This window comes from Leclercia pneumoniae (assembly GCF_017348915.1).
Taxonomy (GTDB): domain Bacteria; phylum Pseudomonadota; class Gammaproteobacteria; order Enterobacterales; family Enterobacteriaceae; genus Enterobacter; species Enterobacter pneumoniae.
Genome location: NZ_CP071383.1, coordinates 2453068 through 2471840, shown reverse-complemented (window position 1 = coordinate 2471840; position 18773 = coordinate 2453068). Strand labels below are relative to the sequence as shown.

Annotated in this window: 14 protein-coding genes, 2 tRNA genes and 4 other RNA genes; 9 read left to right on the top strand and 11 right to left on the bottom strand. The window is 55.1% G+C overall.

Annotated elements, in window-relative coordinates; all coding sequences use genetic code 11:
* Positions 1–5: 5 nt before the first annotated feature.
* Positions 6–1412 carry a YchO/YchP family invasin gene (locus JZ655_RS11955; protein ID WP_207291879.1) on the top strand — a complete coding sequence of 469 codons (1407 nt, stop codon included), beginning with the start codon at positions 6–8 and terminating at the stop codon, positions 1410–1412.
* Here JZ655_RS11955 and narL read toward each other — a convergent pair whose 3' ends face one another.
* Positions 1413–2063 carry a two-component system response regulator NarL gene (gene narL, locus JZ655_RS11950; RefSeq protein WP_040075254.1) on the bottom strand — a complete coding sequence of 217 codons (651 nt, stop codon included), beginning with the start codon at positions 2061–2063 and terminating at the stop codon, positions 1413–1415. It lies immediately after the preceding gene.
* Complete coding sequence (gene narX / locus JZ655_RS11945; RefSeq protein ID WP_040075255.1) at positions 2056–3852, bottom strand: nitrate/nitrite two-component system sensor histidine kinase NarX; 1797 nt, start codon at positions 3850–3852, stop codon at positions 2056–2058. Before narX ends, narL begins: the two co-directional genes overlap by 8 nt.
* A 308-nt stretch (positions 3853–4160) precedes the next feature.
* Between narX and JZ655_RS11940 the strand changes: the two genes are divergently transcribed.
* The 5 genes from JZ655_RS11940 to narI all read left to right on the top strand — a co-directional run bounded on the left by JZ655_RS11940 (position 4161) and on the right by narI (position 12600).
* The gene (locus JZ655_RS11940; protein WP_207291878.1) at positions 4161–5558 is read left to right on the top strand and encodes a NarK family nitrate/nitrite MFS transporter; all 1398 of its coding nucleotides are present in this window, start codon (positions 4161–4163) and stop codon (positions 5556–5558) included.
* 382 nt (positions 5559–5940) lie between these two features.
* On the top strand, positions 5941–9684 hold the full coding sequence (locus JZ655_RS11935; RefSeq protein WP_207291877.1) for a nitrate reductase subunit alpha: 3744 nt from the start codon (positions 5941–5943) through the stop codon (positions 9682–9684).
* The gene (gene narH / locus JZ655_RS11930) at positions 9681–11216 is read left to right on the top strand and encodes a nitrate reductase subunit beta (RefSeq protein ID WP_040075258.1); all 1536 of its coding nucleotides are present in this window, start codon (positions 9681–9683) and stop codon (positions 11214–11216) included. The genes JZ655_RS11935 and narH overlap by 4 nt, the downstream gene beginning before the upstream one ends.
* On the top strand, positions 11213–11923 hold the full coding sequence (narJ, locus tag JZ655_RS11925; RefSeq protein ID WP_040075259.1) for a nitrate reductase molybdenum cofactor assembly chaperone: 711 nt from the start codon (positions 11213–11215) through the stop codon (positions 11921–11923). The genes narH and narJ overlap by 4 nt, the downstream gene beginning before the upstream one ends.
* A complete protein-coding gene (narI, locus tag JZ655_RS11920) occupies positions 11923–12600 on the top strand; it encodes a respiratory nitrate reductase subunit gamma (protein ID WP_207291876.1) in 678 nt (225 codons plus the stop codon). Before narJ ends, narI begins: the two co-directional genes overlap by 1 nt.
* On the opposite strand, the gene JZ655_RS11915 is transcribed toward narI, so the two are convergent.
* A complete protein-coding gene (locus JZ655_RS11915; RefSeq protein ID WP_207291875.1) occupies positions 12597–13493 on the bottom strand; it encodes a DMT family transporter in 897 nt (298 codons plus the stop codon). The genes narI and JZ655_RS11915 overlap by 4 nt on opposite strands.
* A gap of 106 nt (positions 13494–13599) precedes the next feature.
* Between JZ655_RS11915 and JZ655_RS11910 the strand changes: the two genes are divergently transcribed.
* Positions 13600–14043, top strand: coding sequence for an Lrp/AsnC family transcriptional regulator (locus JZ655_RS11910; RefSeq protein WP_046885195.1), 444 nt, complete (start codon positions 13600–13602; stop codon positions 14041–14043).
* A gap of 60 nt (positions 14044–14103) precedes the next feature.
* Here the strand turns inward: JZ655_RS11910 and JZ655_RS11905 are convergent.
* From JZ655_RS11905 to JZ655_RS11870, 8 genes are all read right to left on the bottom strand, one after another.
* A non-coding RNA gene (locus tag JZ655_RS11905) (RtT sRNA) lies at positions 14104–14234 on the bottom strand.
* Between the two features lie 43 nt (positions 14235–14277).
* A non-coding RNA gene (locus JZ655_RS11900) (RtT sRNA) lies at positions 14278–14408 on the bottom strand.
* 43 nt (positions 14409–14451) lie between these two features.
* Positions 14452–14582: non-coding RNA, RtT sRNA (locus tag JZ655_RS11895), on the bottom strand.
* A gap of 43 nt (positions 14583–14625) precedes the next feature.
* Positions 14626–14710, bottom strand: a tRNA-Tyr gene (locus tag JZ655_RS11890).
* A gap of 34 nt (positions 14711–14744) precedes the next feature.
* Positions 14745–14876: non-coding RNA, RtT sRNA (locus tag JZ655_RS11885), on the bottom strand.
* A gap of 43 nt (positions 14877–14919) precedes the next feature.
* Positions 14920–15004 (bottom strand) — tRNA-Tyr (locus tag JZ655_RS11880).
* Between the two features lie 156 nt (positions 15005–15160).
* Positions 15161–16003 carry a formyltetrahydrofolate deformylase gene (purU, locus tag JZ655_RS11875; RefSeq protein WP_040075264.1) on the bottom strand — a complete coding sequence of 281 codons (843 nt, stop codon included), beginning with the start codon at positions 16001–16003 and terminating at the stop codon, positions 15161–15163.
* Between the two features lie 47 nt (positions 16004–16050).
* The gene (locus JZ655_RS11870; RefSeq protein WP_072039561.1) at positions 16051–16509 is read right to left on the bottom strand and encodes a YchJ family protein; all 459 of its coding nucleotides are present in this window, start codon (positions 16507–16509) and stop codon (positions 16051–16053) included.
* Positions 16510–16622: 113 nt separating this feature from the next.
* On the opposite strand from JZ655_RS11870, the gene rssA reads away from it, so the two are divergent.
* Positions 16623–17525 (top strand): patatin-like phospholipase RssA, encoded by a 903-nt coding sequence (gene rssA / locus JZ655_RS11865; RefSeq protein ID WP_207291874.1) that lies wholly within the window; start codon positions 16623–16625, stop codon positions 17523–17525.
* Between the two features lie 93 nt (positions 17526–17618).
* Positions 17619–18632, top strand: coding sequence for a two-component system response regulator RssB (gene rssB / locus JZ655_RS11860; protein ID WP_207291873.1), 1014 nt, complete (start codon positions 17619–17621; stop codon positions 18630–18632).
* Positions 18633–18773: the final 141 nt, after the last annotated feature.

Genomic DNA, 18773 nt, shown 5'->3' with positions numbered 1-18773 from the left:
CATTAATGGCTGTGTTACCTCGCGTCAGAACCCTGATCCCGATCCTTCTTTCCCTCGCTGGAAGCGTTACTGCTGCGCCTAACACCTTCGTTGAACAGGCACAGAATCCTTTCGATAACAATAACGATGGCTTACCCGATCTCGGCCTCGCCCGTCCTACCGGTGAGGGCGAGAAACATCTGGCGGAGATGGCAAAAGCTTTTGGTGAAGCCAGCATGACCGACAACGGCCTGACAACCGAGGAGCAGGCCCGGCTGTTTGCCTTCGGCCAGGTGCGGGATGTGGTGAGCGAGCAGGTCAATCAGCAAATCGAATCCTGGCTTCAGCCCTGGGGCAACGCCAGCGTTGATCTGCTGGTAGATCAGGAGGGGAATTTCACCGGCAGCCACGGTAGCTGGTTTATCCCCTGGCAGGATAACAACCGTTTCCTGAGCTATAGCCAGATGGGTTTAACCCAGCAGGAGGACGGGCTGGTCGGTAATGCGGGGGTGGGGCAGCGTTGGATTGCCGGCAACTGGCTGGTGGGCTACAACACCTTCTATGACAATCTGCTGGATGAAAACCTGCAGCGTGCGGGCGTAGGGGCCGAGGCGTGGGGTGAATATTTGCGGCTGTCGGCCAACTACTACCACCCGCTGGCCAGCTGGCGCAACGCCACTGCGCTGGAGGAGCAGCGGATGGCGCGCGGGTACGACGTGACCGCCAGAGCCTGGCTGCCGTTCTACCATCACCTCAATACCAGCGTCAGCTTCGAACAATATTTTGGCGATAACGTCGATCTGTTTCACAGCGGTACCGGCTACCATAATCCGCTGGCGGTGAACCTGGGGCTGGATTACACCCCCATCCCGCTGTTGACCTTTACCGCAGCCCATAAACAGGGCGAGAGCGGCGTCAGTCAGAACAACCTTGGGCTGAAGGTAAATTATCGCTTTGGCGTACCGCTAAAAAAACAGCTCTCGGCCAGCGAAGTCGCCGCGAGCCGATCGCTACGCGGCAGTCGCTACGATCCGGTTGAGCGCCAGAACCTGCCGGTGATGGAGTTTCGCCAGCGTAAGACGCTCTCCGTTTGGCTGGCTACACCCCCCTGGGATCTGAAACCGGGCGAGACGGTGATGCTCAAATTGCAAATACGCAGTGCTCACGGCGTGCGTCAATTGCACTGGCAGGGAGATGCTCAGGCGCTGAGTCTGACCTCGCCGGCTAACGCGAATGACAGCGATGGCTGGAGCATCATTATGCCCGCCTGGGATGATAGCGAAGGGGCCAGTAACCGCTGGCGGTTGTCAGTGGTGGTGGAAGATGAAAAGGGGCAGCGTGTCTCCTCCAATGAGATCACGCTCGCGCTGACGGAACCGCTGCTGGCGGCGCCTGCAGATGACCCGCGCTGGAACTTGCTGCCGGAAGAGTGATTAGAAAATACGCTCCTGATGGACCCATACCGCCGCTTCAACGCGGGATTTCAGCTTCATCTTTTTCAGCATATGTTTTACATGCACTTTTACCGTGCTTTCGGTGATATCCAGACGACGAGCAATCATTTTGTTCGGCAACCCCTGGGCAATCAGCTTCAGGATATCGCGCTCACGCGGAGTCAACTGGCTGACATCACGATCCGAGGTGGCGCGGTTGGCGCGCAGGCTGGCGGCCAGCACCGGGGTGAGAGCCTCGCTCAGGACCATTTCACCGGCGGCAGCTTGCTGCAGCGCTTTAAGCAGATCTTCCGGCTCCATATCTTTCAGCAGATAACCATCCGCACCACGCTTGAGCGCGGTAACGACATCTTCTTCATGATTGGAGACGCTAAAGACCACCACCCGGCCTGAGAGCGAGCGTTCACGCAGCTTATCCAGCGTCTCCAGACCGTTCATCCCCGGCATGTTGAGATCGAGCAAGATCAGATCCGGATCGAGGGCATCGGCAAGTTCAATACCCTGCTCGCCATTGCTGGCCTCACCGACCACCGTAATGTCCTGCGCCATGCTGATCAGTTGTTTCACGCCGGTGCGCAGCATCGGATGATCGTCGATTAACAGGATTGTGGCTGGCTCCTGGTTAGTCATCATGTTCTCCTTGAGAAGATAAATGGGGCTTTTCGGGAATAAAGGTCACCACCACTTCGGTACCGCCGGTGTCGACCCGACGTACCTGGCAATCCCCGCGCAGACTCTGCGCACGGTCTCGCATAATGATTAAACCGTAGTGGTTACTTCTTTCGGCATTTTCCGGCAGGCCGCAGCCGTTGTCGCGGACCCGGAGTCGAACCTGATTTTCATGTTGACTCACGGTCAGCGTCACCGCCGTGGCACCGGAATGTTTCAACGCATTGCTTAACGCTTCCCGGGCAATTTGCAGCAGATGGATCGCCTGATGGGAGGGGACAAAGCGCGGCGGCAACTGGTAATCGAGCTGCACCGGGAAACCGAGTCGGGCACTATACTCCTGGCAGCTGGCCTCCAGCGCCGGGCGCAGGCCTGGCTCAGTCAGCTGCAGGCGGAAGGTAGTGAGCAGCTCGCGAAGCTGTACCCAGGAGGTATTCAGTTCGTTGCGGATCTGGCTCAACAGCTGTTTGCTGCTCTCAGGCAACCCCTCATCCTGCATCTGCAGGCAGCTCACCTGCATCTTCATACAGGAGAGCGACTGGGCAATCGAGTCGTGCAGTTCGCGCGCAATGGTAGCGCGCTCTTCCATTACGATAAGCTGCTGCTGTTTCTCCTGATGTCGGTCGAGGGCCAGCGTAGCCGTCAGCTGCTCGACCAGCGTATCCACTAGTTGCTGCTGATCGTGGCTGAGGTGGCGGCCAGCGGGCAGCGTCGCCAGTAAGATCCCGTACTGATAGAGGTTATCGGCCAGCCGCCACTTAAGCGGGGTGCCGCTGGTGGTCAGGGGAGGGAGATGTCGCGGGCAGAGATGACAGCCGATTTCGTCGCAACTCATGTCCGACTGGCAGGTAAACTCCTGATGATTCTCTTCATCCTCCACGTCGTAGACGCGCAGTTCGATATCATGCAGCAAAGTCAGATTCTGTAACCCATTCAGTACCGGCGACAGACGTTCGCACAGCGGTACCCGGGAGTGCAGGCGGCGATTGGCCTGCCAGAGGAAAGAGAGGATCTCATTTTTTTGTTCAAGACCGGCGGTCTTTTCGCGTACCCGCTGTTCGAGCACCGCATAGCTCTCTGCCAGTTCAGCAGACATGGTATTCAGGGCATCGCCCAGCATCGCCATCTCGTTACGACCGCTAATATTCGCGCGACGAGTAAAGTCGCGCTCGGTGACGGCGCGCGCCATGGCCAGCAATTGCCGCCAGGGGTGCAGCAACTTTGCACGCAGCCAGATGATGGTAAAGACCAGCAGCAAACACATAAATACCGTCATCAGCCGGTGCAGGAATACCACCCGCTCAATGCGTTTTTCCGTACTCAGATCGATGGCGGTGACCAGAGCGTCGATGCGCCCGACAAAGGTCGCGACATCGCCGGCCACGCTGTCTGCGCTTTGCGCCTGCTTAAGCCCCGGTGCCAGTTGGCCGTGCCAGTAACCCTGCAGCGCCTGCAGCTGGGCTTGTTGCCCGTCGCGTTGTGCCGCTCTTTGCAGGTCTTTGCTGAAGGCCGTTTTCTCCATCTCGTCGAGTAGCGGTTGATCTTTCTCTTCTAGCGGTACGGCCGCCAGTAGCCGGTAGCTCTGCATCCGCAACGATCCGGCTTTGTTTATCGCATGCGCACTGCCTTGCACGCCCTGTACCAGCCAGCCAGAGATCGCCATGCCGGTCACCCCTATAGCGGTAGACAGCAACACAATCAGCACCAGTTGATTAACCAGGGTGAGCGGCGAAAAACAGCGTTTAAACATAGGGCGGTGTGGCTCCTGACAATGCCTGGACTCGGAGGAGCCTTATTCTCGGGCATACCCTGGAGTATACCCATACCTCTAAAGGATTACCCACAAATTGCCATAGGTATGATGAATGGGAGGAGGCGCGAGGGCGGTATGAGCAGTAGCGTGAAAAACCACACCTTTTTAAGCGTTAAATACTACTCACTTCGAGTGATGTGGAAATTTTTAACAAATTTTCGCCCACTTTTCCTTTGATTTGCATCAACTTACCGCCAGCTTAAAACCCTAATGTTTGCAGCATCTTTTGATAATCAGAGGTGTCTATGAGTCACTCATCTGCCCCAGAGCGGGCAACAGGGGCTGTTATTACAGAATGGCGTCCGGAAGATCCGGCATTCTGGCAACAGCGCGGTCAACGTGTTGCAAGTCGTAATTTATGGATTTCCGTGCCTTGTCTGCTGCTGGCGTTCTGCGTCTGGATGCTGTTCAGTGCGGTAGCGGTTAACTTACCCAAAGTGGGGTTTAATTTTACCACCGATCAACTCTTTATGTTGACGGCCTTACCGTCGTTGTCCGGGGCGCTGCTGCGCGTTCCTTATGCCTTTATGGTGCCCGTGTTTGGTGGCCGCCGCTGGACGGCGTTTAGTACCGGCATCATGATCATTCCTTGCGTGTGGCTGGGTTTCGCGGTGCAGGACACCTCTACGCCGTTTAGCGTCTTTGTCATCATCTCTCTGCTGTGCGGCTTTGCCGGCGCAAACTTCGCGTCCAGTATGGCGAATATCAGCTTCTTCTTCCCGAAAGCCAAGCAGGGTGGTGCGCTGGGCATTAACGGTGGACTGGGGAACATGGGGGTGAGCGTGATGCAGCTGCTTGCTCCGCTGGCTATTTCCATGTCCATCTTCGCTGTCTTCGGCGGAACCGGGGTTGAGCAACCGGATGGTTCCTCTCTGTACCTCGAAAATGCTGCCTGGATCTGGGTACCCTTCCTCGTGGTCTTTACCCTGGCGGCGTGGTTCTTTATGAACGATCTGTCAGCATCGAAGGCCTCTCTGAGCGAGCAGTTACCGGTGCTGAAGCGCGCGCACCTGTGGGTGATGGCATTACTGTATCTGGCGACCTTCGGCTCCTTTATCGGTTTCTCTGCGGGTTTTGCCATGCTGTCAAAAACGCAGTTCCCGGAAGTCCAGATCCTGCACTTCGCCTTCTTTGGTCCGTTCATTGGTGCGCTGGCACGTTCTCTGGGCGGTATGGTATCTGACCGACTGGGCGGCACCCGCGTAACGCTGGTGAACTTTGTGGTGATGGCCATCTTCTGTGCGCTGCTGTTCATGACGCTGCCATCGCACGGGGAAGGGGGAAGCTTTATCGCCTTCTTCGGGGTATTTATGGTGCTGTTCCTGACCGCCGGGCTGGGAAGCGCTTCAACGTTCCAGATGATCTCAGTTATTTTCCGTAAGCTGACCATGGATCGCGTCAAAGCCCAGGGCGGCACTGAAGAGCAGGCGATGCGTGAAGCGGGTACCGACACCGCCGCGGCGCTGGGCTTTATCTCGGCGATTGGCGCGATTGGCGGCTTCTTTATCCCTAAAGCCTTTGGTATCTCCCTTGAGCTGACCGGCTCACCGGCCGGTGCCATGAAAATCTTCCTCGTTTTCTATATCGTCTGCGTCCTGGTGACCTGGCTGGTATATGGCCGTAATTCCAATAAAAATAAGTAATATTTGATTATCCGTTTGCGCGGCTCGATGCCGCGCTTTTTTTTAGCCGTAATTAGTTACAACATACTTAACGGTGTGGGCAGTCGGGTAGCCCATGCAGCAGTGTGATCGCCATCGTCTGACAGGGCTACCTACCCCTTAATACCTCCGGGCAGAAATGACCCCTTACATATTGTACGATAAATAAATAATATCCTTTAAAAACAGAGAATTAATCGATTTATTTTTATACCGCTTTGGTGGTATGGCTTCGTTTGTCCTTTGCTCCAGACCCCCTTCGCCTTGATCGTTATCAATTCTCACCATCTTTCATAGCGTTACCTTCGCGGCAAATCAGCAATGTCGATTTAGAGAGCCACAGGCTCCACACAGGAGATACCCGATGAGCAAATTTTTGGACCGGTTTCGCTACTTCAAACAGAAGGGCGAAACTTTTGCCGATGGGCACGGCCAGGTTCTGGAGACCAACCGGGACTGGGAAGACGGTTACCGTCAACGCTGGCAGCATGACAAAGTTGTGCGTTCTACCCACGGCGTAAACTGCACTGGCTCATGTAGCTGGAAAATTTTCGTTAAAAATGGTCTGGTGACCTGGGAAGTCCAGCAAACCGATTACCCGCGCACCCGTCCGGATCTGCCAAACCACGAGCCGCGCGGCTGCCCGCGTGGTGCCAGCTACTCTTGGTACCTCTACAGCGCTAACCGTCTGAAATACCCGCTGATGCGTAAACGCCTGATGAAAATGTGGCGTGAGGCGAAGGTTCAGCACAGCGATCCGGTTGATGCCTGGGCCTCTATTATTGAAGACGCTGACAAAGCGAAAAGCTTTAAACAGGCGCGTGGTCGCGGCGGGTTTGTTCGCTCTTCCTGGCAAGAGGTGAACGAGCTGATTGCCGCGTCTAACGTCTACACCGTGAAAACGTACGGTCCGGACCGCGTGGCTGGCTTCTCGCCGATCCCGGCGATGTCGATGGTCTCTTACGCCTCCGGCGCCCGCTACCTCTCCCTGATTGGCGGCACCTGCCTCAGCTTCTATGACTGGTACTGCGATTTACCGCCAGCGTCTCCGCAGACCTGGGGTGAGCAGACCGACGTGCCTGAATCGGCTGACTGGTATAACTCCAGCTACATCCTGGCATGGGGTTCTAACGTACCGCAGACCCGTACCCCAGATGCCCATTTCTTTACTGAAGTGCGTTACAAAGGCACCAAAACCGTTGCCATCACGCCGGACTACGCAGAAATCGCCAAACTGTGCGACCTGTGGCTGGCACCGAAGCAGGGTACCGATGCCGCGATGGCGCTGGCGATGGGCCACGTCATGCTGCGTGAATTCCACCTCGATAAACCGAGCCAGTATTTCACCGACTACGTGCGTCGTTACACCGATTTCCCGATGCTGGTGATGCTCGAAGAGCGCGATGGCTACTATGCGGCAGGCCGCATGCTGCGCGCCGCCGATCTGGTGGATGCGCTTGGTCAGGAAAATAACCCGGAGTGGAAAACCGTTGCCTGTAACAGCAATGGTGAGCTGGTTGCACCTAACGGCTCTATCGGTTTCCGCTGGGGTGAGAAGGGTAAATGGAACCTGGAGCAGCGCGACGGCACCTCCGGCGAAGAAACCGAGCTGCGTCTGAGCATGCTGGGCAGCCAGGATGAGATCGCTGACGTTGGCTTCCCGTACTTTGGCGGCGAAGGCACCGAACATTTCAATAAGGTTGAGCTGAATAACGTCCTGATGCACAAACTGCCGGTAAAACGCCTGCAGCTGGCAGATGGTTCAACTGCCCTGGTGACCACCGTTTACGACCTGACTATGGCCAACTATGGCCTGGAGCGCGGTCTGAACGATGAAAACTGTGCCACCGGCTATGAAGAAGTGAAAGCCTATACCCCGGCCTGGGCTGAACAGATCACCGGCGTACCTGCCGCGCAGATCACCCGCATTGCCCGCGAGTTTGCGGAGAACGCCGACAAAACGCACGGCCGTTCAATGATTATCGTCGGCGCGGGTCTGAACCACTGGTACCACCTCGATATGAACTATCGCGGTCTGATCAACATGCTGGTCTTCTGTGGCTGTGTCGGTCAGAGCGGCGGCGGCTGGGCACACTATGTTGGCCAGGAAAAACTGCGTCCGCAGACCGGCTGGCAGCCGCTGGCGTTTGCCCTCGACTGGCAGCGTCCGGCTCGTCATATGAATAGCACCTCCTATTTCTACAACCACTCCAGCCAGTGGCGTTACGAGACGGTCACCGCGCAGGAACTGCTGTCGCCAACGGCGGATAAATCCCGCTACAGCGGCCACCTGATCGACTTCAACGTGCGCGCTGAGCGTATGGGCTGGCTGCCGTCTGCGCCACAGTTGGGGACCAACCCGCTGCGTATCGCAGACGAGGCGAAGAAAGCGGGTATGTCGCCGGTGGATTACACCGTCAAATCCCTGAAAGAGGGCGCTATCCGCTTTGCGGCGGAACAGCCTGAAAACGGTAAAAACCACCCGCGTAACCTGTTTATCTGGCGCTCTAACCTGCTGGGCTCTTCCGGTAAAGGTCACGAGTTCATGCTGAAATACCTGCTCGGTACCGACCACGGTATCCAGGGCAAAGATCTCGGCAAGCAGGGCGGCGTGAAGCCTGAAGAGGTTGAATGGAAAGATAACGGCCTGGACGGCAAGCTGGATCTGGTGGTGACTCTGGACTTCCGTCTCTCAAGCACCTGCCTGTACTCCGATATCGTTCTGCCAACCGCGACCTGGTACGAAAAAGACGACATGAATACCTCGGATATGCATCCGTTTATTCATCCGCTGTCTGCCGCCGTTGATCCGGCATGGGAATCGAAAAGCGACTGGGAAATCTACAAAGGCATCGCGAAGAAATTCTCCGAAGTGTGCGTGGGTCACCTGGGTAAAGAGACCGACGTGGTTACGCTGCCAATCCAGCATGACTCTGCTGCCGAACTGGCGCAGCCGCTGGACGTAAAAGACTGGAAAAAAGGCGAGTGCGACCTGATCCCGGGCGTCACCGCGCCGCACATCATTCCGGTGGAACGTGACTACCCGGCAACTTACGAGCGCTTTACCTCTATCGGCCCGCTGATGGAGAAAATCGGTAACGGCGGGAAAGGGATTGCCTGGAATACCCAGAGCGAAATGGACCTGCTGCGTAAGCTCAATTACACCAAAGCAGAGGGCCCGGCCAAAGGCCAGCCAATGCTCAACACCGCGATCGATGCCGCAGAGATGATCCTCACGCTGGCACCGGAAACGAACGGTCAGGTGGCCGTGAAAGCCTGGGCTGCGCTCAGCGAGTTCACCGGTCGTGACCACACGCACCTGGCGCTGAATAAAGAAGACGAGAAAATCCGCTTCCGGGATATTCAGGCCCAGCCGCGTAAAATCATCTCCAGCCCGACCTGGTCAGGCCTGGAAGATGAGCATGTTTCTTACAACGCGGGTTACACCAACGTTCACGAGCTGATCCCATGGCGCACCCTGACCGGACGTCAGTCCCTGTATCAGGATCACCAGTGGATGCGCGACTTCGGTGAAAGCCTGCTGGTTTACCGTCCACCAATCGACACCCGTTCGGTGAAAGCGGTGATGGGTGAGAAGTCCAACGGTAACCCTGAGAAAGCGCTGAACTTCCTGACGCCGCACCAGAAATGGGGTATCCACTCCACCTACAGCGACAACCTGCTGATGCTGACGCTGGGTCGTGGTGGGCCAATTGTCTGGATGAGCGAGGCGGATGCGAAGGATCTGGGCATTAAAGATAACGACTGGATCGAAGTGTTCAACAGCAACGGTTCATTAACCGCCCGTGCGGTAGTGAGCCAGCGTGTACCGGCAGGTATGACCATGATGTACCACGCGCAGGAACGTATCGTGAACATTCCAGGCTCAGAAATTACCGAGCAGCGCGGCGGTATCCATAACTCCGTCACCCGTATTACGCCGAAGCCAACCCACATGATCGGCGGCTATGCGCAGCTGGCCTACGGCTTTAACTACTACGGTACGGTAGGGTCTAACCGCGATGAGTTTGTGGTGGTTCGTAAGATGAAGAATATTAACTGGTTAGATGGCGAAGGTAATGACCAGGTACAGGAGAGCGTAAAATGAAAATTCGTTCACAAGTCGGCATGGTGCTGAATTTGGATAAATGCATCGGCTGTCATACCTGCTCAGTCACCTGTAAAAACGTCTGGACCAGCCGTGAAGGTACGGAATATGCCTGGTTTAACAACGTTGAAACCAAGCCAGGCACCGGTTTCCCGACCAACTGGGAAGACCAGGAAAAATACAAGGGCGGCTGGATCCGCAAAATCAACGGCAAAATTCAGCCGCGCATGGGTAACCGTGCCATGCTGCTGGGTAAAATCTTCGCAAACCCGCATCTGCCGGGCATCGACGATTACTACGAGCCGTTTGATTTTGACTATCAGAACCTGCATAACGCCGCAGAAGGTAAGCACCAGCCGATTGCACGCCCTCGCTCCCTGATCACCGGGCAGCGCATGAATAAGATCGAGAAAGGTCCGAACTGGGAAGACGATCTGGGCGGTGAGTTCGAGAAACTGTCGAAAGACAAAAACTTCGAGAACATGCAGAAGGCGATGTACGGCCAGTTTGAAAACACTTTCATGATGTACCTGCCGCGTCTGTGCGAACACTGCCTGAACCCGGCATGTGTGGCGACCTGTCCGAGCGGTGCTATCTACAAGCGTGAAGAGGACGGCATCGTACTGATTGACCAGGACAAGTGCCGCGGCTGGCGTATGTGTATCACCGGTTGCCCGTACAAGAAAATCTACTTCAACTGGAAGAGCGGTAAATCCGAGAAGTGCATCTTCTGCTATCCGCGTATCGAAGCGGGTATGCCGACGGTCTGTTCCGAAAGCTGCGTGGGCCGTATCCGTTACCTCGGCGTGCTGCTGTACGACGCGGACGCGATTGAAACCGCAGCCAGCACTGAGAACGAAAAAGATCTGTATCAGCGCCAGCTGGACGTGTTCCTCGATCCGAACGATCCGAAAGTGATTGCCCAGGCGCTGAAAGATGGCGTACCGCAGAGCGTGATCGACGCGGCGCAGCAATCGCCGGTGTACAAAATGGCGATGGACTGGAAGCTGGCGCTGCCGCTGCATCCGGAATACCGCACGCTGCCGATGGTCTGGTATGTGCCGCCTCTGTCTCCGATTCAGTCTGCGGCTGACGCAGGTGAACTGGGCAGCAATGGCATTCTGCCGGACGTAGAAAGCCTGCGTATCCCGGTTCAGTATCTGGCGAACCTGCTCACCGCAGGTGACACCCAGCCGGTTCTGCTGGCGCTGAAACGTATGCTGGCAATGCGTCACTTCAAACGTACTGAAACCGTGGACGGTGTGATTGATACCCGTGCCCTGGAAGAGGTAGGTCTGACGGAAGCGCAGGCGCAGGAGATGTACCGCTATCTGGCGATTGCGAACTACGAAGACCGTTTCGTGGTGCCGAGCAGCCACCGTGAGCAGGCGCGCGAAGCCTTCCCGGAAAAAAGCGGATGTGGTTTTACCTTTGGTGATGGTTGCCACGGGTCTGACACCAAATTCAACCTGTTCAACAGCCGCCGCATCGATGCCATGGATGTGACCAGCAAAACGGAGCCGCACCAATGATTGAACTTGTCATTGTTTCGCGTCTGCTCGAGTACCCGGATGCTGCGCTTGCGCAGCATCAACAGGAACTCTTCGATGCACTCGCGTCATCTGAAAATCTGGATAAAGCCGATGCCCAGAAGCTGGGCGTGTTCCTGCGCGATCTGCTTGCGCGCGATCTGCTTGATGCGCAGGCAGACTACAGCCAGCTGTTCGACCGTGGCCGCGCAACCTCGCTGCTGCTGTTCGAACACGTACACGGTGAATCCCGCGACCGCGGTCAGGCGATGGTGGATCTGATGGCGCAGTACGAGCAGCATGGCCTGCAGCTCGACAGCCGTGAGCTGCCGGATCATCTGCCGCTCTATCTGGAGTATCTGGCGCAGCTGCCGAAAGAAGAGGCGCTGGGCGGTTTGCAGGATATCGCGCCGATTCTGGCATTGCTGAACGCGCGTCTGCAACAGCGTGAAAGTGCGTATGCCGTTCTGTTCGAACTGCTGGTGAAACTGGCAAAAGCGGCAATCGACAGTGAGAAAGTGGCGGAAAAAATCGCGGACGAAGCCCGCGATGATACCCCACAGGCGCTGGATGCCGTCTGGGAAGAGGAGCAGGTGAAATTCTTTGCTGACCAGAATTGCGGCGAGTCTGAAATCTCGGCTCACCAGCGTCGTTTTGCCGGAGCCGTTGCCCCGCAATATTTGAATATCTCTAACGGAGGACAGCAATAATGCACTTCCTGAATATGTTCTTCTTTGACATCTACCCGTACATTGTGGGCACCGTATTCCTGGTGGGAAGCTGGCTGCGTTATGACTATGGCCAGTATAGCTGGCGTGCGGCCTCCAGCCAGATGCTGGACCGCAAGGGGATGAACCTGGCCTCTAACCTGTTCCACATCGGGATCCTGGGGATTTTCGCCGGTCACTTCCTGGGGATGCTAACGCCGCACTGGATGTATGAAGCCTGGCTGCCGATCGAAGTGAAACAGAAAATGGCGATGCTGGCAGGCGGCGCCTGCGGGGTGATGACCCTGGTGGGGGGCTTATTACTGCTGAAACGCCGTCTGTTTAGCCCACGCGTGCGTGCGACGACTACCGGCGCGGATATTCTGATCCTTACCCTGCTGATGGTGCAGTGTGCGCTCGGCCTGCTGACCATTCCGTTCTCTGCGCAGCATATGGACGGCAGTGAGATGATGAAGCTCGTGGGGTGGGCCCAATCCGTGGTGACCTTCCACGGCGGGGCCTCTGAGCATCTGGACGGCGTGGCCTTTGTCTTCCGCGTGCACCTGGTGCTGGGGATGACGCTGTTTGTGCTGTTCCCGTTCTCACGTTTGGTGCACATCTGGAGCGCGCCGGTAGAGTACCTGACGCGCAGATACCAGCTGGTACGTGCCCGTCGCTAATCCACCGTTTTGATATCAACCCCGCACTCGCGGGGTTTTTTTTCGCCCCAGCCCAGATTGTTACCCGCCGCCGCAAACAGTATCAGTGCGCCGCCCGCCAGCTGTGTCAGATTCAGTGAGTGACCAAACACCAGGTTATCGACCAGGATAGCCACTACCGGATAGATAAAAGAGAGGGAGCCGGTGATGGGCGTTGGTAGTTTCTGAATGGCGCTGTAGAGCAACTGATACATGATGCCGGTATGGACGACCCCAAGGGTGAGCAAAATGGGCCACGGGAAGTTGCCCGAAAACGTTGGCATATGCGCCATCGGCAACAGCATCACCACCCCCACCAGTACCTGGATAAAGGCAATATGTTGCGGCGTGACGGAGGAGAGCTTACGGGTAATGATTGCTGTAAGCGCATAGAAAAAAGCCGCGCCGAGCGCCAGCCCGATGCCCGTAAGCCATTCAGCGTTATGGCCACCGGTAAGTTCACTGGAGAGCAAAATCACCACGCCCGTAAAAGCGAGCAGCAGCCACCCCCATTTCACCAGAGTGACGCGTTCTCCTAAAAACATCCCCATCATTACCAGCATGAAAGGCTGAGTGTTATAGACCACCGTCGACAGGCCAATCGAGATGCGCGTATAGGCCGCGAAAAGAAGTAACCAGTTCACCACCAGGGCGACCCCGCCGATAACTGCCAGCGCCAGTGCAGTGCGGGTGAGCGTACTGAACGGTTTATTGCCGATCCGAATAAAAGCCAGCAGCGTCACGGCGCCGATCGCGCAGCGCCAGAAAACGACGTCCGTCACCGGCAGACCAGAAAGAAGAACAAACGCGCCAATTGAGCCTGAAATGAGCATCGCCAGACCCATCTGCCAGACGCCTTTATGAATATCTTGCATCGCACACCTCCTGATTGAGGCTCTATTGTCGAAAAAGTCTGATATGTTTTACAGAGAGGAAATAAGGCGAAATGGGTTAAATGCTTTTTTAAATAAGGTGAAAATGATGGAAAGCCTGCTTGATGAAATCGATCGGCAAATACTGGCCTGTCTGGTTGAAGATGCGCGCATGTCGTTAAAGGTTCTTAGCAGCCGGGTTGGACTGACATCGCCCAGCACGGCCGAACGTCTGAAGCGGCTCGAAGAGCGTGGCGTGATTCAGGGTTATGGCGCACGCGTGGATCTCGCGGCGTTGGGGTATACCTTGCAGGCGCTGGTGCGCGTGCGGCCATTGCCAGGGTTACTGCACAAGGTCGATAAGTATATTCAGGCCATGCCTGAGTGCATTGAAAGCGATAAGGTCACGGGGGAGGATTGCTTTGTGATCAGGCTGGTGGTGCGCTCTATCGGTCAACTGGATACGCTGCTGGACGGTCTGGCTGAACATGCCCAGTGCAACACGTCAATCGTGAAGAGTTCGCCGGTGAAACGCCGGTTGCCGCCGATGTAACTGCAGTTGCTAATGGTGCACCAATGAATTGAGAGAGTGTTTGTAGCGACAGGTAAGTGATGGTGGTGGGGGAAGGATTACTCGGCGCGCTGCGCCTCGCCCTTCGGGTCGTTGCCTGCGGCAACGCTTTCTCGCTTCGCTTGAATCGAACCTTGGTCGAAGCTTCTCATCCTTCCCGCTTCGGAGAATATGGAGCACTGAACTGAGAGAAAGTTTGTAGCGACAGGTAAGTGATGGTGGTGGGGGAAGGATTACTCGGCGCGCTGCGCCTCGCCCTTCGGGTCGTTGCCTGCGGCAACGCTTTCTCGCTTCGCTCGAATCGAACCTTGGTCGAAGCTTCTCATCCTTCCCGCTTCGGAGAATATGGAGCACTGAACTGAGAGAAAGTTTGTAGCGACAGGTAAGTGATGGTGGTGGGGGAAGGATTACTCGGCGCGCTGCGCCTCGCCCTTCGGGTCGTTGCCTGCGGCAACGCTTTCTCGCTTCGCTCGAATCGAACCTTGGTCGAAGCTTCTCATCCTTCCCGCTTCGGAGAATATGGAGCACTGAACTGAGAGAAAGTTTGTAGCGACAGGTAAGTGATGGTGGTGGGGGAAGGATTCGAACCTTCGAAGTCGATGACGGCAGATTTACAGTCTGCTCCCTTTGGCCGCTCGGGAACCCCACCAGGGGTAATACTATTTTGAGGTGCTGCGTGAAGATGGTGGTGGGGGAAGGATTATTCGTCGCTTCGCTCCTCACCCTTCGGGCCGTTGCTTTTTGCAACGTTCTCTCGCTTTCGCGAGAGTCGAACCTTAGTCGAAGGTTCTCACCCTTCCCGATAAGCGCAAACCTTACGTTAACTCACCGGTGTTACCACATTGCTGTGGTGAATAATGGTGGTGGGGGAAGGATTCGAACCTTCGAAGTCGATGACGGCAGATTTACAGTCTGCTCCCTTTGGCCGCTCGGGAACCCCACCACGGGGTAATGCTATTACTGGTCTGCTTCCTGTTGGAAGCGGGGCGCATCATATCAAATGAGACGCCCCTGTAAAGCATTCCTTTAGGTAAATGACATTGTTTGACTGCTTTTTATCCGTAAAGGTGCAAAGCTAATCAATTCATTTCCCAAAGGATTAAAGAATAATTGTTCTGTTACCGTAGACGAACACACGTTGCGCCAGCACCTGATACAACGCGCGGCTTAAGACGTTTTTCTCAACATCGCGTCCGGCACGCATCATATCCTCTGCGGTATAGGTATGATTCACATGAATCACGTCCTGCATGATGATAGGACCCTCATCCAGGTTATCGTTCACGTAGTGTGCAGTGGCGCCAATGATTTTAACACCACGCTCATAGGCCTGATGATAAGGGCGCGCGCCGATAAAGGCAGGCAGGAACGAGTGGTGAATATTGATAATCTTGTTCGGGAAACGCGCCACGAAAGAGGGGGTTAATACGCGCATATATTTCGCCAGAACCACGTAATCCGGGTTATAGGCATCAATGGCATCTGCCATTAACGCATCATGCTCTTCGCGGGTATGCCCCTCGTGGCTGACCAACTGGAAAGGAATATCAAAACGTTCAACCAACGTGCGCAGGGTATCGTGGTTGCCAATTACCGCAGCGATCTCCACATCCAGCCCGCCGTAGTTCGCTTTCATCAGCAGATCACCCAAGCAATGCGCCTCTTTAGTGACCAGAATGACAATGCGACGACGACCCGCTGGGGTTAACTCGCGAACCGAACCTTCCGGCAACGCACCATCCAGATCCGCCAGCAGCGTGGCGTCGTTAAAAATCCCTTCCAGCTCGGTACGCATAAAGAAACGGCCGGTGCGATGATCAACAAACTCATTATTTTGCACAATATTCAGTTCGTGCTTGTAACAAATGTTGGTAATACGGGCGATGAGACCTTTCTGGTCAGGACAAATAGTGCGCAAGACTTTGCGTTGAATTGATTGCATTGCCGGTAAATCCTGTTGATTGTTGGCTTGTTATAGGTGGCCAGGGACTACTGCCCGCAGCACTTTTTAAATTTTTTACCTGATCCGCAGGGGCAGGGGTCATTACGGCCAAACTGCGGACGAGTACCATCAATATAGTACCACTGTCCCCCTTCCTTTAAGAAACGGGAACGCTCGATAATCGCCCCGGCTTTTCCCTGCTCGGAAAATCGGGCGACAAAGCTGACAAAACCTTCGTTTTCGTCATGGCCTGTGGCCGTGTCAAAAAGGGTGAGGCCGCGCCATTCGGTATGAGCAAAACCGGCTTCAATCTCCTGGCGAAAAGTCTCAGCCTGACAGGATGGATGCCAGGTTTTTATCAGATAGTTTGCGTCACGGCTCACAAAAGCACTGTAACGTGAACGCATAAGGTGTGACGGATCAGGAGCAACCTGTTCACCAGAAAGATATCGCTGGCAACATAGGCTATACTCGAGAGCGCTACCACAGGGACAGAGTTGAGACACCATTCTCTTCCTGAAAGCTAAAATAACGGCGAAAACGCCAGGGTGGCACTATGTTAACTGAGCGGTTGCAATGACGCCATTGTCAGGAGTCCAGGGGACGCTAAACGGTAAGAATGAGAAAGGTTAAAATTGGACTGGCTTTAGGGTCGGGTGCGGCCCGGGGCTGGTCGCATATAGGTGTGATCAATGCCTTACAACGTCTTGGTATCGAAATTGATATAGTTGCAGGCTGTTCGATTGGTTCTCTGGTGGGTGCTGCGTACTCCTGTGGCAAATTACCCGAGCTGGAAACCTGGGTACGTTCTTTCAGCTACTGGGACGTGCTGCGCCTGATGGATCTCTCCTGGCAGCGTGGCGGGTTACTGCGCGGTGAACGTGTCTTCAACCACTACCGTCAGGTTATGCCGCTGAGCGACTTTGCCGATTGCCAACGTCCCTTCGGCGCCGTTGCCACCAACCTTAGCACCGGCCGGGAACTCTGGTTCACCGAAGGGGATATCCACCTGGCCGTGCGCGCCTCCTGCAGTATGCCGGGCTTAATGGCACCGGTCCCGCACAATGGTTACTGGCTGGTGGATGGCGGTGTCGTTAACCCCATTCCTATCTCCCTGACGCGCGCCATGGGCGCGGATATCGTTATTGCAGTTGATCTCCAGCATGATGCCCATCTTATGCAGCAAGACCTGATGCCAGTAAACACGCATTCTGATGAAACCAGTAGCGAGGAGCGAGTATGGCATGAACGCCTTCGTGAAAGGTTAGGGCGCTTTACTGCGCGTAAGCTGGTTGCGGCACCTACGGCAATGGAAATTATGACGACCTCCATCCAGGTGCTAGAAAATCGCCTAAAACGCAACCGCATGGCGGGCGATCCACCTGATATTCTGATTCAACCTTTTTGTCCGCAAATCTCGACGCTCGATTTTCATCGGGCAGAAGCAGCCATTACGGCAGGCGTGCAAGCTGTCGAAAAGAAAATGGATGAATTGATACCTTTGGTGCGCACGACACACTGAGCGCCCCTTTTTTTGATTACTTCAGCAAAATCTGACAGGCGATAGTACCGATAGCGTGCCACTATTGATCTACTGTCAGCCCGGGGAGAAAACATGACGCAACCATTGGCCGGAAAACATATCCTGATTGTCGAAGACGAGCCCGTTTTCCGTTCACTGCTTGACTCCTGGCTCTCATCGTTAGGTGCAACAACAGCACTGGCCGGTGATGGTATCGACGCACTGGAAATTATGATGAGCATGAAGCCCGATCTGATGATCTGCGATCTCGCCATGCCGCGTATGAATGGCCTGGCGCTCGTCGAGCACCTCCGCAATGAAGGCGATCAGACGCCCGTGCTGGTGATTTCAGCCACCGAGAATATGGCTGACATCGCGAAAGCGCTTCGTCTGGGCGTGCAGGACGTACTGCTCAAACCAGTGAAAGATCTCAATCGTCTGCGGGAAACCGTCTTCGCCTGCCTTTATCCCAATATGTTCAATTCACGTGTGGAAGAGGAAGAACGTCTCTTCCAGGATTGGGATGCACTGGTCAATAACCCCCATGCAGCAGCGAAATTACTGAAAGAGTTACAGCCTCCGGTTCAGCAGATCATCGCCGAGTGCAAGGTTAATTATCGCCAGCTGGTTGCTGCCGACAAGCCGGGACTGGTGCTGGATATTGCACCGTTATCGGATAACGATCTGGCATTTTATTGTCTGGATGTTACCCGCGCAGGGGATAATGGCGTCCTGGCTGCTTTATTGTTACGCGCATTGTTTAACGGTTTATTGCAAGAACAGCTTTCTCATCAGCGGCAGCGGCTCCCCGAGTTGGGCAGCTTGCTTAAACAGGTTAATCAACTGCTGCGTCAGGCAAATTTACCGGGACAATTTCCGTTGCTGGTGGGTTATTACCATAGCGGTTTAAAAAATTTGATTTTGGTCTCCGCTGGGCTTAATGCCACGCTTAATACTGGGGAACATCATATTCAGGTCAGTAACGGCGTCCCTTTAGGTACTTTAGGAAATACCTATCTAAACCAAATAAGTCACCGCTGCGCATCCTGGCAGTGTCAAATTTGGGGGGCAGGCGGCCGTTTACGCTTAATGTTGTCTACGGAATAAGCATTTGTAATATATCTCCACAGATAGCTTTACCGTCGTTTCAAGGGCAGTGCTACTATCACTGCCAGTTTCATTCGTATTTATCCTAATTAATCGGTAGCGCGTCCTTTTCAGACCCGGACTGGTAACTGAGACTGATAT

Bases quoted from the DNA above. Each gene is read 5' to 3' on its own strand.
- JZ655_RS11910 (WP_046885195.1), top strand. From the start codon at position 13,600: ATGGAAAGCCTGCTTGATGAAATCGATCGGCAAATACTGGCCTGTCTG.
- JZ655_RS11935 (WP_207291877.1), top strand. From the start codon at position 5,941: ATGAGCAAATTTTTGGACCGGTTTCGCTACTTCAAACAGAAGGGCGAA.
- narI (WP_207291876.1), top strand. From the start codon at position 11,923: ATGCACTTCCTGAATATGTTCTTCTTTGACATCTACCCGTACATTGTG.
- narL (WP_040075254.1), bottom strand. From the start codon at position 2,063: ATGACTAACCAGGAGCCAGCCACAATCCTGTTAATCGACGATCATCCG.
- JZ655_RS11940 (WP_207291878.1), top strand. From the start codon at position 4,161: ATGAGTCACTCATCTGCCCCAGAGCGGGCAACAGGGGCTGTTATTACA.
- rssB (WP_207291873.1), top strand. From the start codon at position 17,619: ATGACGCAACCATTGGCCGGAAAACATATCCTGATTGTCGAAGACGAG.
- narH (WP_040075258.1), top strand. From the start codon at position 9,681: ATGAAAATTCGTTCACAAGTCGGCATGGTGCTGAATTTGGATAAATGC.
- narX (WP_040075255.1), bottom strand. From the start codon at position 3,852: ATGTTTAAACGCTGTTTTTCGCCGCTCACCCTGGTTAATCAACTGGTG.
- rssA (WP_207291874.1), top strand. From the start codon at position 16,623: ATGAGAAAGGTTAAAATTGGACTGGCTTTAGGGTCGGGTGCGGCCCGG.
- JZ655_RS11955 (WP_207291879.1), top strand. From the start codon at position 6: ATGGCTGTGTTACCTCGCGTCAGAACCCTGATCCCGATCCTTCTTTCC.
- JZ655_RS11915 (WP_207291875.1), bottom strand. From the start codon at position 13,493: ATGCAAGATATTCATAAAGGCGTCTGGCAGATGGGTCTGGCGATGCTC.
- narJ (WP_040075259.1), top strand. From the start codon at position 11,213: ATGATTGAACTTGTCATTGTTTCGCGTCTGCTCGAGTACCCGGATGCT.
- purU (WP_040075264.1), bottom strand. From the start codon at position 16,003: ATGCAATCAATTCAACGCAAAGTCTTGCGCACTATTTGTCCTGACCAG.